The following is a 15,611-nucleotide window of genomic DNA, read 5'->3' on the forward strand; positions in this document are numbered from 1 at the left end:
TCCCTTCACAGGCGTCGCTCCGACGCCGGATCGAACAGGTGGACGCGCGCCGCCTGGGCGCCGAACCGGATCGGCTGGCCCACCCCTGGCGCCTCGTCCGGCTCGCACAGGCCCTTGACCGCCTGGCCCCCGATCTCCACGTCCACGTAGGAGACCGGCCCGATCGGCTCGACCAGGAACACCTCGCCCTCCAGGCTGAGGTCGCGCTCGGCATTGGCCATCAGGTCGGTCGGCCGGATTCCCAGGATCGCGCTGCGCTTCGCGCCGATCCCGGCGAGGCTGGAGGCGTCGACCACGCTGGAGGGCAGGGTCAGCACGATGCCGCCGACCCGGCAGCGGATCGCCCCTTCCTCCAGGCCGATCTCGACCTCGAAGAAGTTCATCGCCGGGCTGCCGATGAAGCTCGCCACGAACAGGTTGGCCGGCTGCCGGTACACCTCCATGGGCGGCCCGATCTGCTGGAGCTTGCCGGCCCGCATCACCGCGATCCGGTCGGAAAGCACCATCGCCTCCTCCTGGTCGTGGGTGACGAACACCGCGGTGGTGCCGAGCTCGCGCTGCAGCCGCTTGATCTCGGTCCGGGTCTGCACCCGCAGGGACGCGTCCAGGTTGGAGAGCGGCTCGTCCATCAGCAGCACGGCGGGGTTGCGCACCACCGCGCGCCCAACCGCGACGCGCTGGCGCTGCCCGCCGGAGAGCTGCACCGGCTTGCGGTCCATGAGCTGGCCCAGGTCCAGCATGTCGGCGGCAGCATCGATCTGCTTGGCGATGGTGGCCTCGTCCAGCTTCTGCTGGCGCAGGCCGAACGCGATGTTGTCGCGCACGCTCATGTGCGGGTAGAGCGCGTAGTCCTGGAACACCATGGCGATGTTGCGCTCGTGCGGCTCGCGCTCGGTGACGTCGGTCCCGTCGAAAAGGATCGAGCCGGCGGTGGGCTTCTCCAGCCCGGCGATGCAGCCGAGCGCCGTGCTCTTGCCGCAGCCCGAGGGTCCCAGCAGCGTCAGGAACTCGCCGTCCGGCAGGGTGATGTCGAGCGCGTCCACCGCCGAAACGGCGCCGAACTGCTTGGTCAGACGGTCGAGGGTGACGCTGGCCACGAGTTTCCCTTCAGTCAGCCTTTGAGCGAGCCGGACAGCATCCCGCTGACCAGCCAGCGCTGGAACAGGAGCGCGATGACCACCGGCGGCAGCACCGCCAGCACCGAGGCCGCGAACATGGGCCCGTAGTCGAAGAAGCGGAGCTGGACCAGGAAGCCGGAGATGATCACCGGGATGGTCTGCGAGTTGGGCGTGCCGGTCAGGATCAGGGCGAAGATGAACTCGTTCCAGCTCACCAGGAAGCAGAAGATCCCGGCCGCCACCAGCCCCGGCAGCGATACCGGCAGCACGATCTTCCAGACCGCCTTCAGCCTGGAGCAGCCGTCCACGAGGGCGGCCTTCTCCAGGTTGGGCGGCAACCCGTCGAAATAGCCCTTCATCATCCAGGTCGAGAGCGGGAGGATCAGCGAGCAGTAGGCGATCACCAGCCCGGTGCGGGTGTCGAGCAGGCCCAGCGTGTTGAACACCAGGAAGAACGGCAGGATCAGGGCAAGCGACGGGGTCATCCGGGTCAGCATCAGCGCCCAGAGCGTGCCGCTCATCACCCGGTCGCGCCCGGACCGGGCATAGGCATAGCCGGCGAGCCCGCCCAGGATCAGGTTGACCACCGTCACCGCGGCCGCGACCACCATGCTGTTGAAGATGCTGTAGGGCACCCGCGACGCCTGAACGCTGGACTGGGCGCCCGCCACCGTCTCCGGGAACAGGACGAACCGGTAGTTCTCGAAGGTGAGGGGGCCCGGGACCACCGTGGGCGGCGTGCGCACCAGGTCGACCGAGGCCTGCAGGCTCATGATCACCAGCCAGCAGAACGGCAGGAACGACCACAGGAAGATCAGCACGACCGCAATCCACAGCCCGATCCTGCCGAGCGCGCGCCGGGTCGCCGGCGAGAGGCTGGACGTCCGCGTGACCGCCGGCAGCCTGGCCAGCCGCGCCCGGCTGCGCCGCATCCCGCCCAGCACGGTCTGGCGCAGGTTGGACGGGTCGACCGGCTCCAGGGCGGTGCCGCCGGCCAGGGCCTTGGCGCCGGCCGCGGCCGGGAAGAACAGCTTGAGGTAGAGCCAGGCCAGCACCAGGCACAGGATGGTCAGGACGTAGAGGATCGCAGCACCCTCGCCCATACGCATGAACTGGAAGGCATAGGCGTAGCCCATCCAGGAGAACACGGTGGTGGCGCTGCCGGGGCCGCCCTTGGTCATGGTCCAGAACAGGTCGAAGGCCATGATCGAGTTGATCGTGGTCAGGATCATGATCAGCAGCAGCATCGGCCGAAGCCATGGCACGGTGATCTTGAAGAACCGGGTGGCTGGTCCCGCCCCGTCGATCCGGGCCGCCCGGTGCAGGTTGTCCGGCATCGACTGAAGCCCGGCCAGGATCAGCAGCGCGGTGAGCGGCGCCTGGTTCCAGACATGGACCAGCGCCACCAGGGCGAAGGCGCGGGTGCCGTCGCCCAGGAACGGGATCGCCTTGTCGATCAGGCCCAGATCGGTGAGCAGCCCGTTGAGCGCCCCATACGAGCCGTCGAAGATCCAGCCCCAGAGCACGCCCACGGTCACCGGCGCCATCGCCCAGGGGATCAGCACGATGGAGCGCATCAGGCCGCGGCCGGGAAAGCGCGCGTTCAGCACCAGCGCCATGCCCATGCCCAGCGCCAGCCCCGCCGCCACCGTGACGGCGGCGAACGCGGCGGTGCGGCCCATGGCGGCGAGGAAATCGGCCTGCGGGATGATCGAGGTGTAGTTGCCCAGACCCACGAAGATCCACTGGCGGGTCAGCATGTTGATGCGGTGCAGGCTGAGCGCCAGCGAGTAGATCAGCGGCAGGCCGATCACCAGGAACACGACGAGCAGCGTCGGAAAGCTCAGGAGGAAGGGCAGCCAGTCCCGGCGGATCACCCGCCGGGGCGCTGGCTCGAGCGAAGAAGCGGCCAGGCCGCCTGCCGTCGTGCTCGCCATGATCCGGTCAGTCCGGATACATCTGCTTCACTTCGACGACCTTGGCCTGGAGCCGGTCGATCAGCTCGTCCATCTCGGTCTGGCCGCGGATATAGTCCTGGACCTCGCCCATCATGTACCAGTCCCATTCCGGGAACCAGGTCGACTTGGCGACGTCGCGGGTGGTGGCGCTCTCCAGCTGCTGGGTCGAGACGTCCAGGTCCTTCCACTTGGAGAAGGATTCGACCACCTCCGGGTCCTCCATGACCTCCTTGTGCGGGGTGCTCAGGCCGAACTCCAGCGCCCAGCGCTTGGCGACGTAGTAGTTGCCGTCCTTGGCCTTGCCGCCGAAGAACTGCATCAGGTCCCAGACCCGCTGCTCGTCGATCGGGTTGGCCGACATCTGGTAGGCGGCGGTCCAGATGAAGGTCGAGCGGGTCTTGCCCGGCATGAGCGCGTTGCGGCAGGCCCCGGCGATCTGCGAGGTCTCCGGCGTGTTGAACACCTTCTGGTCGTATTCGTGCACGACCATGTAGGTATGCGCGCCGGTGGCGAAGTTCGGCACCGATTCGCCCAGATGGGTGAACACGTCCTGCGGGATCATCTGCTCTTCGTAGAGCGTGCGGTGCAGCTGCAGGATGTCCTTGAACGGCTGATCGAACACCGGCTCGAAGTTCTCGTCGAAGACCTTGGCACCCTCCGAGTACCACATCGAGAACAGTTCCCAGGAGATCGACGCCCACTGGCGGCCCCAGGCGGAGATGTACGGGTACTCGGCGATCTTGTCGGTCTTGAGCTTGCGGCACTGGTCGAGGAATTCCTCCCAGCTCGCCGGCGGCTCGATCTTGGCCGCGTCCAGGTGCTTCTCGTTGCACACAAAGCTGTTGAAGCCCGTGTAGTACGGCAGCCCGCCCAGTTCCCCGTTCGGCAGGGACAGGTTGTGGACGTTGATGTCGTACATCTTGCTCTTGATCTCGTCGACCCCGGGCAGGCCGTCGAGCGTGCGGGTCCAGCCGGCCTTGTTCCAGCGCAGCAGCCGGTCCTCTTCGGAATACATCATGTCGATGTGCTGGCCGCCGATCAGCTTGGTCTCGGCGACCGCATGGTATTCGCCCGGGACGAGCTCGTAGTTCACGTTCTCGTCGTAGAGCTTTTTGAAGATCTCGACGTTCTCGGCGACGATCTGCGGATTGTACTGCCAGCCGATGAACTGCAGCGGCTCGGCGGGGGCCGCCTGCGCCCGCCCGATCAGGCCGGGCAGCGCCATGCCGGCCGCCGCGGCCAGGCCGCCTTTCAGGATCGCGCGCCGCCGCGCCAGGAAGGACTGGAGTTCCGAACCACGGAAAAGATCGCTGCCCATCGGGCTCATCCCCCTCGGATGGTGGTTCCCCGGTTCCCCCGGTGCCGGACGGCAAGGTTCCTCGGGCGCAAACGCACAGGTTGCCCGATGGAAGGGCCTTCTCTTGGGCGTTTTCCTGGGCTCTTTCGTATCGTAAACATTCTTGAGTGACTTTGGGAACCGTGAAAATGGACCGTTTCAGGCTGGCTGGAAACGGTTTCATGGCGGAGGTTTGACTTTGCTGGATCTTGTCCTGAAAGGCGGCCGCGTCCTCGACCCGGGCCGCGGCGTCGATCTCTCCGCCGATGTCGGCTTTCGCGACGGCAAGGTGGCGGCCGTGGAGCCGTCGATCCCAAAAGACGCGGCGCGCGAGGTGGTCGACGCCGCCGGCCTGGTCGTGACGCCCGGGCTGATCGACCTGCACACCCATGTCTACTGGGGCGGCACCTCGCTGGGCGTCGACGCCGACGCCATCGCGCTGCGCGGCGGCATCACCACCTTCGTGGATGCCGGCAGTGCGGGGGCCGGCAACTTCCACGGTTTCCGGCGCCACGTCATCGAGCGATCGAACAGCCGGATCCTCTGCTACCTGAACATCTCGTTCGCCGGCATCTACGGCTTCTCGAAGAACGTGATGGTCGGCGAGTGCAGCGACATCCGCCTGTGCGACGCCCGCGAGGCGGTCGCCTGCGGCAAGGAGCATGCCGACCTGATCGTGGGCATGAAGGTGCGGATCGGCCGGCTGGCCGGCGGCACCAGTGGGGTCGCCCCCCTCGACATCGCGCTGGAAGCCGCCGACCGGTTGCAGCTTCCCTGCATGACCCATCTGGACTATCCGCCACCCGGCCGGTTCGAGGTGATCCCGCGCCTGCGCCCGGGGGACGTGCTGACCCATTGCTACAAGCCCTTCCCCAACGACATCCGCCAGGGCGACGGCCATGTCCGCGCCGACATCAAGGCGGCGCGGGCGCGCGGCGTGGTGTTCGACATCGGCCACGGCATGGGCGCGCTCGACTACGAGGTGGCGCGCGCCATGATCGCCGAGGGCTTCCTGCCCGACACGATCTCCTCGGACGTGCACACGCTTTGCGTGGACGGCCCGGCCTTCGACCTCCTGCGCACCCTCTCCAAGTTCCTGTGCCTGGGCATGACCCTGGAGCAGGTGGTGACCGCCGCCACCAGCGCGCCGGCTGCCGCCATCGGCCGGCCGGAACTGGGCTCGCTGGCGGTGGGTGCTATCGGTGACGCGACCGTGCTGCAGGAGCGGGCCGGCAGCTTCGACTATGTCGATTCCCTGGGCCGCACGATGACGGGCGACCGGCGCCTGTTCTGCCGCGGCCTGGTGCGCAGCGGGATCTGGACCGCGAACGAGGAGCAGGATCTTGGTTGAGCTTGGACAGGCCGTGGACACCCCGGCCCTGGTGATCGAGAAGCGCGCCTTCGAGGCGAACCTGCGGACCATGGCGTCCGTGGCCCGGGCGCACGGCATGAAGCTGCGCCCGCACGCCAAGAGCCACAAGTCGGTCACCATCGCCCGGGCGCAGATCGAGGCGGGTGCCATCGGCCAGTGCTGCGCCAAGCTCGGCGAGGTCGAGGTGATGGCCAAGGCCGGCATCCGCGGCCTGCTGCTGACCTCGCCCTTGCGCGGGCCGGAGAAGATCCGCCGCCTGCTCGACGTGCTGGCGATCGCCCCGGACACCATGATCGTGGTCGAGGATGTTCAGGCGGTGGCCGAGCTAGCCGCCGCCGGGGCGACGCTGGATCTGCTGATCGACGTCGACGTCGGCACCCACCGCACCGGCCTGACCTCCCCGGAGGCGGCCCTGGAGGTCGCCCGCGCCATCGCCGCCGCTCCCGGCCTGACCCTCAAGGGCGTCCAGGGCTATGCCGGCCATGTCCAGGCGATCCCCGGCTATGCCGAGCGGCGCGCCCGCTCTCACGAGGCGCTGGCGATCCTGGGCCGGGTGCGCGACGCGCTGGAGGCCGACGGCCATCCCTGCGAGATCGTCACCGGGGCCGGCACCGGCACCCATGACTTCGATCACGAGACCGGCGTGCTCAACGAACTGCAGGTGGGCTCCTACCTGTTCTCCGACGCCATCTACGACAAGGTGGCGATGCCGGACGGCAGCAACCGCTGGCAGAACTCCCTGTTCGTCCTGACCCGGGTGGTCAGCGCTCAGCATCCGGGCGTTGCCACCACCGATGCCGGCATCAAGAGCTTCGCCATGGACGGTCCGGCCCCGGTGATCCGCAAGGGCGCGCCGGAAGGCTCGACCTACGCGATCTTCGGCGACGAGTTCGGCAAGGTGATCCTGCCCGACCCGCAGGGGCGGCTGGAGCCGGGCACGCTGGTCGCCTGCATCGTCCCCCACTGCGATCCGAACGTGAACCTGTTCGACCGCTACCACGTGATGGACAACGGCCGGCTGGTCGACGTCTGGCCGATCGAGGCGCGCGGCAAGGTCGCCTGACAGCAGGGGAGGCCGCGCCATGTCCACCCGCAAGGCCCGCCTCGGCAACGCGCTGCGCGCCATCCGCCGCCGGCTCGACCTGAGCCTGACCGAGGTCGCCGCCCGTACCGGGGTGGCGATCTCGACCCTGTCCAAGGTCGAGAACAACCAGCTCTCGCTCACCTACGACAAGCTCGTCCAGCTGAGCGAGGGGCTGGAGGTGGACATCAGCGTCTTCTTCGAGCCCGAGCCCGCCACCACCGCCGACCGCCTGCAGCCGGCCGTCACCGCGCGCCGCAGCATCACCCGCAAGGCCGACGGCCTCCTGGTGCAGACCCCCAACTACGACTACCGCTATGTCTGCACCGACCTGACCCACAAGGCGATGGTGCCGATCCTGATCACCATCCACGCCCGCTCGCTGGTCGAGTTCCCGCTGCTCAGCCGCCATGCCGGCGAGGAATTCCTCTACGTCCTGCGCGGCCACGTCCTGGTCCACACCGAGTACTACGAGCCGGCCGAGCTGGCCCCGGGCGAATCCATGTACCTGGACAGCACCATGGGCCACGCCTTCCTCTCCGCCCCCGGCCCCAAGGACGCCCAGATCCTGAACGTCTGCCACAGCCCGAATGCGGGGCATTTCCGCAGCCTGCTGGACCTGGCGCGGGCGCAGGAGGCGAGGTCGGGCGAGGATCCCGCTGCCTAGGCGCCGACAAGGCCTGGCGGAGAGTGGAGGGCACGGCTTCTCGCCGGGGTGAAGGCCTGGTCGGATTGATGTTTTTCGCGGCATCCCGCAACCGCCCGGGTCGGTCCGTGTTTCCCTGGCTGCTGCCATGCTGCGGGAAACGTCATGCGCCGCCAGGATGCCGCGATCGCCTGCTCCGTCGCCTCCCGCCTGCATCTGGCGGCATGGGTGCTGTTCGTGCTGGTCTGTTTTGCTCTGGCGCCGTTCTCCCGCGCCTTGGCCGCCGCGACGGACGACGCCCGCCGCCTCCAGTGGGACCTGATCTGGACCGGCCACTACGAGGCGTCCGTGGACGGGGAGGTCGGCCCCGCGACCCGCCGCGCGATCCGGTCCTACCAGCTGGTGAGCGGGATGCTGCCGACGGGCGCGCTGGACGACGCGCAACGCCAGCGGCTCGCCGAGGAAGCCGCCGCGGTCGAGGCGCAACTCGGCTGGACCATCTACCGCAACCCCGCCGCAGGCTATCGGATCGGCTATCCCGCCAACCTGCTGCCGCGCGCCCGGGCCCTCGACGCGACCAGTCAGGAATTCTACCGCGACGACCTTTCCGCCAACCTGATCACCATGGTGACGGGCCCCGACAGCGCAGCATCGTTCCGCGCGTCCTATGCCGAGGTGGCGGACGATCCGAGCCATGTCACCGTCTACCAGCGGTTCGAGCCGAACTGGTTCGTGGTGAGCTTCCTGATCGGGGAGAGCGGCTATTACGTCATGTCGCGGCAGAAGCCTGGCGCCACGGTGAGCTATGTTCTGCGCTGGCCGAAGGCCGAGGACCGGTCGTTCCGACCCGTGGCGACCGCGATCGCCAACTCGTTCACCGTTCCGGAGGACGTGGTCAGGCGCTGAGCCACTTCCTTGTTCAGCCCGGCAGATGCGGGCATTTCCTCAGCTCCGCCCCGTTCTCCTTCGCGAACGCAAGATACTCCTTCCACCAGTCGGCGTTCTTGTCGAACACCGCCCGGCCGTTGGTCTCGCCCAGCGTCCCCCAGATCACCACGCCGTCGGCGCCCAGCTTCTTCAGCGTATCCAGCTGGTAGCGGAAGAAGCCGGGATGCAGGAACGTGCTGGCGTAGTCCGGCACGTTGATCTTGTTGTGGAACTGCATCCAGATGAACGGATAGACCGGCTTGTTCCATTGCTGGGCCACCTTCAGCGACTGCTGGGCCATGCTGGTCCAGCTCTGCACGGTGAGCTGGCGGCGCTGCGCGGCGGTGGTGCCCATGTCGTCGTACCAGAACACGTAATAGGGCGGGAACAGGGCGTCGGAGGCGAGGGCCAGGCGGCTGATCTGCCGGTTCACCGGGGCCGCCAGGCTGGGAGCCTGGATGAACTCGCCGTACATCGGGTCGCCCGGGTTGCCGAAATAGTCGGTCTGGTAGCTGAAGAAGTCCTTGAGCGGCGCCTCGCCATAGACGCCGAACTTCGCCTGGTCGCCCAGCCGGCTCTTCAGGTAGGCGATCAGGTCCAGGTGGCTGTCGATCTTGGCCGCCACGGTGCCCTGCGGGTCGGTCCGCTTGATGGTCCACGGCCCCTCGATGTTGAGGATGCCGATGTCGCCCCCGGCATCGGCCAGCGCCTGTCTGATGATCGGCAGCCGCTGATCGACATAGGCCCGGTCGATCCGGTCCAGCACCTTGCCGCCCTTGAAGAAATAGCCGGGCGTCAGCAGGGGCAGCCGGGTCAGGCCGCAGCGGTCCAGGCCTTCCGGCTGGTTGGCGAAGGTGAAGCTGTAATAGAGCCGGAACGGCTTCTTCGGCGCCTGGCTGGCGAGCGGCGGCGGCACGTTGACCAGGGCGAAGCTGCGCAGCCGGAGCTGGCCCGGCGCGGCCGGGTCGAACACGCCGGGCGCGGTCTCCGGTGCTGCCTGCACCGGCCCGGAGGCGAGCGCCACGGCCAGGCCCGCAGCCAGCACGAGCCATGCGGCGATCCGTTTCAAGCGATGTTCTCCGCAAGGACCTGGGTGGGACCGCGACAGCCATACCGGCATCGACGCCCCGAAGGGAACGGCGGAAGGTCGCAGCCGGCCGGGCGTCCCTCCCTCCTGCCGGCCCACCTTGACCAACCTCCCCCGCATCGTCAGATCACCCTCATGTCTGCCGCCGACACCCTGCCGTCACCGCCCGCTCCGCAGCCGCCTCCCGCCCAGGACGCCGAAGCCGCGCCCCTGAAGGGTGCCGAGCTGATCCGTCACCACGTCGCCCGCCTGCCGAACGGGCCGGGCGTGTACCGGATGCTCGACGAGAAAGGGGCCGCCCTCTACGTCGGCAAGGCCAAGAGCCTGAAGAAGCGGGTGGTCGCCTACACGCGGCCGGAGCAGTGCAGCGCCCGCATCCGCCGGATGATCGTGCTCACCCGGGCGATGGAGTTCGTCACCACCAACACCGAGGTGGAGGCGCTGCTGCTCGAAGCCAACATGATCAAGCAGCTCCGCCCGCACTTCAACATCCTGCTGCGCGACGACAAGTCGTTCCCGTTCATCGCCATCGACGGCCGCCAGGACTTCCCGCAGATCCGCAAGCATCGCGGCGCTCGGGCCAAGGGCGTCGACTATTTCGGGCCGTTCGCTTCCTCGGGCGCGGTGGACCAGACGCTCAAGGCGGTGCGCCGCGCCTTTCCCCTGCGCTCCTGCAAGGACAGCATCTTCGCCAACCGCTCGCGGCCCTGCCTGGAGTACCAGATCAAGCGCTGCAGCGCGCCCTGCGTCGGCCGGATCTCCGGCGAGGAGTACAAGGACCTGGTCTCGGAGGTGAAGCTGTTCCTGGCCGGCCGCTCGCGGGAGGTGCAGGACCGGCTGCAGGCCGAGATGATGAAGGCCGCCGACGAGATGTCGTTCGAGCGCGCCGCCGCGATCCGCGACCGGATCAAGGCCCTGGCGCATGTCACCGCGCACCAGGGCATCAACACCGACGCGGTCGACGATGCCGACGTGGTGGCTCTCTCGGTCGAGGGTGGTGCTGCCTGCGTGCAGGTGTTCTTCTACCGGGGCGGGCGCAACAACGGCAACCGGCCCTACTACCCGGCCCACACCAAGGAGGTCGAGCCGGTCGAGATCCTGGAATCCTTCCTGGCGCAGTTCTACGCCGACCGGGTCGCCCCGCCGCTGGTCCTGCTCTCCGAGGACGTGCCCAGCCGCGATCTCCTGGTCGAGGCGCTGAGCTTCCACGCCAGCCGCAAGGTAGAGATCGCGGTGCCCAAGCGCGGCGACAAGCTGAAGCTGGTCGAGCTGGCGCAGACCAACGCCAAGCAGGCGCTCGCCCGCCGTCTGGCCGAGGAGGGCGCCCAGTCCCGCCTGCTGGAGGCGCTGGGCAACCTGATCGGCACCGACGAGCCGCCCCGCCATGTCGAGATCTACGACAACAGCCACATCCAGGGGACCGACGCGGTGGGCGTGTGCGTGCGCGCCACCGCCCAGGGCTTCGACAAGTCCGGCTACCGCACCTTCACGATCAAGGACCCGCAGACCGGGCCCGGCGACGACTTCGCGATGATGCGGGAAGTGTTCGGCCGCCGCTTCGCCCGGCTGCTCAAGGAGGACCCGGACCGCAGCTCCGGCCTTTGGCCGGACGTGGTGATGATCGACGGCGGCGTCGGCCAGCTGAATGCCGCCCGCGCGATCCTGGACGAGCAGGGCATCGAGGGGCAGTGTCTGGTGGCGGTCTCCAAGGGGCCCGATCGCGACGCCGGGCGGGAGAAGCTCCATCTGGAGGACCGCGACGTCCCGATCGCACTGGAGCAGCGCGACCCCTTGCTCTATTTCATTCAGCGGCTCAGGGATGAGGCCCACCGGTTCGCGATCACCACCCATCGCGGCCGGCGCGGCAAGCGGACCGAGCGGTCGACGCTGGACGCGGTGCCGGGGATCGGCCCGCGCCGCAAGAAGGCGTTGCTGGCCCGGTTCGGGTCGGCGCGCGGCGTAGCGGAGGCGGGCATCGTGGACCTGGAGCGGGTGGACGGTGTCAGCGCCGCGATGGCGCGGACCATCTACGATCACTTCCGCGGCGGCTGAAGGAGCCCGTCCCGTTGCTGATGACCCTCCCCAACATCCTGACCCTGTTCCGGATCGCGCTGATCCCGGTGGTCATGGCGATGTTCTATGTCGAGGGCAATTGGGCGCGCTGGATCGCCTGCTCGATCTTCCTGCTCGCCGCCACCACCGACCTGCTGGACGGCTGGATCGCCCGCAACTGGCGGCTGCAGTCCGCGTTCGGCCGCTGGCTGGACCCGGTCGCCGACAAGCTGCTGGTCGGCGCCACCGTGGTGATGCTGGTGGGCTTCCATCGCGCGCCCCTGATCCCGGCCGTGGTGATCCTGCTGCGCGAGATCGCGGTCTCCGGCCTGCGCGAGTACATGGCGGAAGTGCGGGTCGGCATGCCGGTGACGCCGCTGGCCAAGTGGAAGACCACGGTCCAGATGATCGCGATCGTGTTCCTGATCCTGGGCCCGGCCGGGCCGGCCGTGCTGCCTTCGGAGATGATCGGCTTCTGGGGGCTGTGGCTTGCCGCCGGGCTGACCCTGCTGACCGGCTGGGACTATCTGAACGCCGGCCTGCGCCACATGGCCGCCGACCAGGCCCCGCCGCCGCCCCCGCATTCCTCGACGCCGGTCGGAGCCCGCCAGCCGTGAAGATCCTCTATTTTGCCTGGCTCCGCCAGCGCACCGGCACCTCCACGGAGACGATCGACCTGCCGCCGGGCGTGACCAACGTCACCGAGCTGCTCGCCCATCTGGGGGAGCGCCATCCCTCCTTCGCCGAGGCGATCTCGGCCAGGGGCGTCGTCCGCTGCGCGGTCAACCAGCGCCATGTCGACCGCGACCATCCGGTGACCGCCGCGGACGAGGTCGCCTTCTTCCCGCCGGTGACGGGAGGCTGAGCCCATGGCGGTGCGGGTCCAGGCAGAGCCCTTCGACCTGGGGGCCGAGATCGCGGAGCTCACCCGGGGCCGCACCGAGATCGGCGGGGTAGCCACCTTCACCGGCCTGGTCCGCGAGTTCGCCGGCGGCCGCCGCCTGACCTCCATGACCCTGGAGCATTATCCGGGCATGACCGAGCGCGAGCTGGAGCGGGTCGAGGCGGAAGCCCTGGACCGCTGGCCCCTGGACGCCAGCCTGATCGTGCACCGCTACGGCAAGATGCTGCCGGGCGAGCCGATCGTGCTGGTCGCCACGGCCTCGGCGCACCGCCAGGCGGCCCTGGAATCCTGCGCCTTCCTGATCGACTGGCTGAAGACCCGCGCGACCTTCTGGAAGTTCGAGGAAGGCGAGGACGGCGGCCTCTGGGTCGAGGCCAAGGAAGCCGACGACGAAGCGGCCAGGAAATGGCACCTGGCAACGGGCGGCATCCTGGTCTGAGGAAAGCGCCGGCCTGTCTTCAGCCATCCAGCAGGCGCGTCTCCTGTTCCGGGGCGTCGCCCATGTCCACCGGCTGGAACGCCGTCTGGTCGGGGGCGCCGTCCGCGTGCAGCCAGACCGGCTTCCGGCCCGGATCGGCGGGAACCGCCAGGAGGCTGGACGAGACCGTGCCGTAGCCATCCGGCCGCCGGATGCACAGGCCCTCTGACGGGTCGCGCCCGCTAGGCGCCGGCGTCGCCAGGAGCAGCTGCCAGCCGGACCAGTCGCCCTTGGCAGGATCGGGCAGGTCGGCGGCAAACGGCTGGCTGAAGCGGGCGACCCGGGGCGAGGCGGGATCGTTCAGTTCGCTCGATTCGATCATCGACACCCCTTCCGGGACCGGCAGCACCCGGATCGGCTGGTCGCCGGCATGGCGGATCCAGAAGGCCTCCTTGGTGTCCGCCACGATCATGTTGAACGGCCGGAACGCCTCGCCGTTCAGCGCCGCCAGGGCCTGGGCGCCGCTGCGCGCATCCAGGTGGTTGCACCCGTCCAGCACCAGTTCACCCCGGCTGCGCTTGCCCGGCATCGGCCCGAGCGTGCCCTTGCGGTTCAGGATCGCGGCGACCACCCCGGTATCCGCCATGGACAGCCAGCTTCCGCCGGCCAGCCTGTCCAGCCCGCCCACGATCTCCGGCTGGTCTGGCCAGTGCCGGCCGGGCGGCGCGGACGGACGGCCGCTCATCTCGTCGCGGTTGGCGGCGATCAGCAAAGGCCAGGCATGGCCGGGGCGGCGGCAGATGACGAGGGTACACAAGCGGGGGGAACCTCCACGAATAGTCGCCGGCTCCAGGCGCGGTTCAACTGGCACCAGACCCTGCGACTTCCTATATCTGGTATCGTGGAACGACGAAGCCAGCGGGGCTCCAGATGACGATTTTCGATGATCGGGAACGCAGCGAGGAAGCTCGGTTCCGCCACGACCAGGAGATCTACTTCCGGATCCGCAATCGCCGGAACAAGCTGCTCGGGCTCAAGATCGCCAACGACTATCTGGGGCTGCGCGGTGACGAGGCGATGGCCTATGCCAAGGATGTGGTGATGGTCGATTTCGAGCGGCCGGGCGACGAGGACGTGGCTGCCAAGATCCGGGCGGACGTGAGCGCAGCGGGCAAGTCGATCTCCGACCATCTGATCGAGAAGTTCACCCAGCAATGCGAGGCGGAAGCCCGGACCTCGGTGCAGTCGGAATGACCAGCGCCACGCCCGAGGGGGACCGGCGCCACCCACCGGCCAACGCCCCCATCGGGCGACCTGCCGAGCCGCAGCCCGCAGGGGCGCCCAAGGCGCCGCAGGGCTCGGCGCAGCCGGAAGGCGAGCAGGGCGGCCCGAAGGGGCCGGAGCCGACCCGGTTTGGCGACTGGGAAAAGGCTGGCCGCTGCTTCGATTTCTGAGCGGCGTCGCCTCGTCCAATTTCTTGTGCAGCACGGTTGCGCGCATCAGGTACGATTATCGCGCGCAGCTGTGTTTTCGTGTATCGGCCCGGACACGACGGGCATCGGCAGGTGAGGGACGGCCAGAGACCGATCTCACCGGTTAGGAGTTGCATCCATGGCGGAAGCTTCGGTTCAGCGCCGCGAGGGCGGCGACCGGCAGCGTGCGTTGGACGCGGCGCTCAGCCAGATCGAGCGCGCGTTCGGCAAGGGTTCGGTGATGCGCCTGGGCCAGTCCCAGGCCGGCGCCGACATCGAGACCATTTCCACGGGCTCGCTGGGGCTCGACATCGCGCTCGGCATCGGCGGCCTGCCGCGCGGCCGCGTGATCGAGATCTACGGCCCTGAGGCCTCGGGCAAGACCACCATCTGCCTGCATGTGATCGCCGAGGCGCAGAAGGTCGGCGGCACTTGTGCGTTCGTCGACGCCGAGCACGCGCTCGACCCGAACTACGCCAAGAAGCTCGGCGTCAACATCGACGACCTCCTGATCTCGCAGCCGGACACCGGCGAGCAGGCGCTGGAGATCACCGACACGCTGGTGCGCTCCGGCGCCGTCGACGTGGTGGTGGTCGATTCGGTGGCGGCGCTGGTGCCCAAGGCCGAGCTGGAAGGCGAGATGGGCGACCAGATGCCCGGCCTGCAGGCCCGGCTGATGAGCCAGGCCCTGCGCAAGCTCACCTCCAGCATCAGCCGCTCGCGCTGCATGGTGATGTTCACCAACCAGATCCGCAGCAAGATCGGCGTGATGTTCGGCAGCCCGGAGACCACCAGCGGCGGCAACGCGCTCAAGTTCTACGCCAGCGTGCGCCTGGACGTGCGCCGGATCGGCCAGATCAAGGACAAGGACGAGGTCGTCGGCAACCAGACCCGGGTCAAGGTGGTCAAGAACAAGGTCGCCCCGCCGTTCAAGGTGGTCGAGTTCGACGTCATGTACGGCCAGGGCGTGTCCAAGACCGGCGAACTGATCGACCTCGGCATCCGTGCCGGCGTGGTCGAGAAGTCCGGCTCCTGGTTCTCCTACAAGGACACCCGGATCGGCCAGGGCCGCGAGAACGCCAAGAGCTACATGGCGCAGAACCCCGAGGTTGCGGCGGAACTGGAGGGCATCATCCGCCAGAGCGCCGGCATCGCGGGTGCCGATGCGTTGCTTGACGAAGACCGTACCATCGAGGACTGACCCCAAAAGTCGCCTCTTCGACCTTAAGCTCTTGCCCGG

General features: G+C 68.5%; 16 protein-coding genes. 11 read left to right on the forward strand and 5 right to left on the reverse strand.

Annotated features, from left to right (window positions below; all coding sequences use genetic code 11):
• Nucleotides 1-5: 5 nt before the first annotated feature.
• The 3 genes from GEMRO_RS0109600 to GEMRO_RS0109610 are packed head-to-tail and all read right to left on the reverse strand — an operon-like array spanning nucleotide 6 to nucleotide 4,394.
• Entirely contained in the window at nucleotides 6-1,097 is a 1,092-nt protein-coding gene (locus tag GEMRO_RS0109600; RefSeq protein ID WP_027133810.1) for an ABC transporter ATP-binding protein, read from the reverse strand.
• A 14-nt stretch (nucleotides 1,098-1,111) separates the two neighbouring features.
• The gene (locus tag GEMRO_RS0109605; RefSeq protein WP_084506770.1) at nucleotides 1,112-3,055 is read right to left on the reverse strand and encodes an ABC transporter permease; all 1,944 of its coding nucleotides are present in this window, start codon (nucleotides 3,053-3,055) and stop codon (nucleotides 1,112-1,114) included.
• A gap of 7 nt (nucleotides 3,056-3,062) precedes the next feature.
• On the reverse strand, nucleotides 3,063-4,394 hold the full coding sequence (locus tag GEMRO_RS0109610; protein WP_035485040.1) for an ABC transporter substrate-binding protein: 1,332 nt from the start codon (nucleotides 4,392-4,394) through the stop codon (nucleotides 3,063-3,065).
• A gap of 217 nt (nucleotides 4,395-4,611) precedes the next feature.
• Between GEMRO_RS0109610 and GEMRO_RS0109615 the strand changes: the two genes are divergently transcribed.
• The 4 genes from GEMRO_RS0109615 to GEMRO_RS0109630 all read left to right on the forward strand — a co-directional run bounded on the left by GEMRO_RS0109615 (nucleotide 4,612) and on the right by GEMRO_RS0109630 (nucleotide 8,417).
• Nucleotides 4,612-5,763, forward strand: a complete 1,152-nt coding sequence (locus GEMRO_RS0109615; protein ID WP_035485044.1) for an amidohydrolase/deacetylase family metallohydrolase — start codon at nucleotides 4,612-4,614, stop codon at nucleotides 5,761-5,763.
• Entirely contained in the window at nucleotides 5,756-6,847 is a 1,092-nt protein-coding gene (locus GEMRO_RS0109620) for a DSD1 family PLP-dependent enzyme (protein ID WP_205624944.1), read from the forward strand. Before GEMRO_RS0109615 ends, GEMRO_RS0109620 begins: the two co-directional genes overlap by 8 nt.
• A 19-nt stretch (nucleotides 6,848-6,866) precedes the next feature.
• On the forward strand, nucleotides 6,867-7,532 hold the full coding sequence (locus tag GEMRO_RS28740) for a helix-turn-helix domain-containing protein (protein ID WP_035485046.1): 666 nt from the start codon (nucleotides 6,867-6,869) through the stop codon (nucleotides 7,530-7,532).
• Between the two features lie 144 nt (nucleotides 7,533-7,676).
• Nucleotides 7,677-8,417 carry a peptidoglycan-binding domain-containing protein gene (locus GEMRO_RS0109630; RefSeq protein WP_027133815.1) on the forward strand — a complete coding sequence of 247 codons (741 nt, stop codon included), beginning with the start codon at nucleotides 7,677-7,679 and terminating at the stop codon, nucleotides 8,415-8,417.
• A 13-nt stretch (nucleotides 8,418-8,430) separates the two neighbouring features.
• Here GEMRO_RS0109630 and GEMRO_RS0109635 read toward each other — a convergent pair whose 3' ends face one another.
• Nucleotides 8,431-9,507: a hypothetical protein gene (locus GEMRO_RS0109635; RefSeq protein WP_027133816.1), complete on the reverse strand. Its 1,077-nt coding sequence runs from the start codon at nucleotides 9,505-9,507 to the stop codon at nucleotides 8,431-8,433.
• Between the two features lie 153 nt (nucleotides 9,508-9,660).
• On the opposite strand from GEMRO_RS0109635, the gene uvrC reads away from it, so the two are divergent.
• The 4 genes from uvrC to GEMRO_RS0109655 are packed head-to-tail and all read left to right on the forward strand — an operon-like array spanning nucleotide 9,661 to nucleotide 12,920.
• A complete protein-coding gene (gene uvrC, locus GEMRO_RS0109640) occupies nucleotides 9,661-11,577 on the forward strand; it encodes an excinuclease ABC subunit UvrC (RefSeq protein ID WP_051328892.1) in 1,917 nt (638 codons plus the stop codon).
• A 14-nt stretch (nucleotides 11,578-11,591) separates the two neighbouring features.
• Nucleotides 11,592-12,194 (forward strand): CDP-diacylglycerol--glycerol-3-phosphate 3-phosphatidyltransferase, encoded by a 603-nt coding sequence (pgsA, locus tag GEMRO_RS28745; protein WP_051328893.1) that lies wholly within the window; start codon nucleotides 11,592-11,594, stop codon nucleotides 12,192-12,194.
• Nucleotides 12,191-12,442, forward strand: coding sequence for a molybdopterin converting factor subunit 1 (gene moaD / locus GEMRO_RS0109650; RefSeq protein WP_027133818.1), 252 nt, complete (start codon nucleotides 12,191-12,193; stop codon nucleotides 12,440-12,442). The genes pgsA and moaD overlap by 4 nt, the downstream gene beginning before the upstream one ends.
• Nucleotides 12,443-12,446: 4 nt before the next feature.
• The gene (locus GEMRO_RS0109655; protein WP_027133819.1) at nucleotides 12,447-12,920 is read left to right on the forward strand and encodes a molybdenum cofactor biosynthesis protein MoaE; all 474 of its coding nucleotides are present in this window, start codon (nucleotides 12,447-12,449) and stop codon (nucleotides 12,918-12,920) included.
• 19 nt (nucleotides 12,921-12,939) lie between these two features.
• Here the strand turns inward: GEMRO_RS0109655 and GEMRO_RS28750 are convergent, their stop codons facing one another.
• The gene (locus GEMRO_RS28750; protein ID WP_051328894.1) at nucleotides 12,940-13,716 is read right to left on the reverse strand and encodes an NRDE family protein; all 777 of its coding nucleotides are present in this window, start codon (nucleotides 13,714-13,716) and stop codon (nucleotides 12,940-12,942) included.
• A gap of 113 nt (nucleotides 13,717-13,829) precedes the next feature.
• On the opposite strand from GEMRO_RS28750, the gene GEMRO_RS0109665 reads away from it, so the two are divergent.
• The 3 genes from GEMRO_RS0109665 to recA all read left to right on the forward strand — a co-directional run bounded on the left by GEMRO_RS0109665 (nucleotide 13,830) and on the right by recA (nucleotide 15,572).
• Complete coding sequence (locus GEMRO_RS0109665; RefSeq protein ID WP_027133820.1) at nucleotides 13,830-14,153, forward strand: DUF1476 domain-containing protein; 324 nt, start codon at nucleotides 13,830-13,832, stop codon at nucleotides 14,151-14,153.
• Nucleotides 14,150-14,353: a DUF1674 domain-containing protein gene (locus GEMRO_RS28755; protein WP_035485049.1), complete on the forward strand. Its 204-nt coding sequence runs from the start codon at nucleotides 14,150-14,152 to the stop codon at nucleotides 14,351-14,353. Before GEMRO_RS0109665 ends, GEMRO_RS28755 begins: the two co-directional genes overlap by 4 nt.
• A gap of 157 nt (nucleotides 14,354-14,510) precedes the next feature.
• Nucleotides 14,511-15,572, forward strand: coding sequence for a recombinase RecA (recA, locus tag GEMRO_RS0109675; RefSeq protein WP_051328895.1), 1,062 nt, complete (start codon nucleotides 14,511-14,513; stop codon nucleotides 15,570-15,572).
• Nucleotides 15,573-15,611: the final 39 nt, after the last annotated feature.

Source organism: Geminicoccus roseus DSM 18922 (genome assembly GCF_000427665.1).
Lineage (GTDB): Bacteria > Pseudomonadota > Alphaproteobacteria > Geminicoccales > Geminicoccaceae > Geminicoccus > Geminicoccus roseus.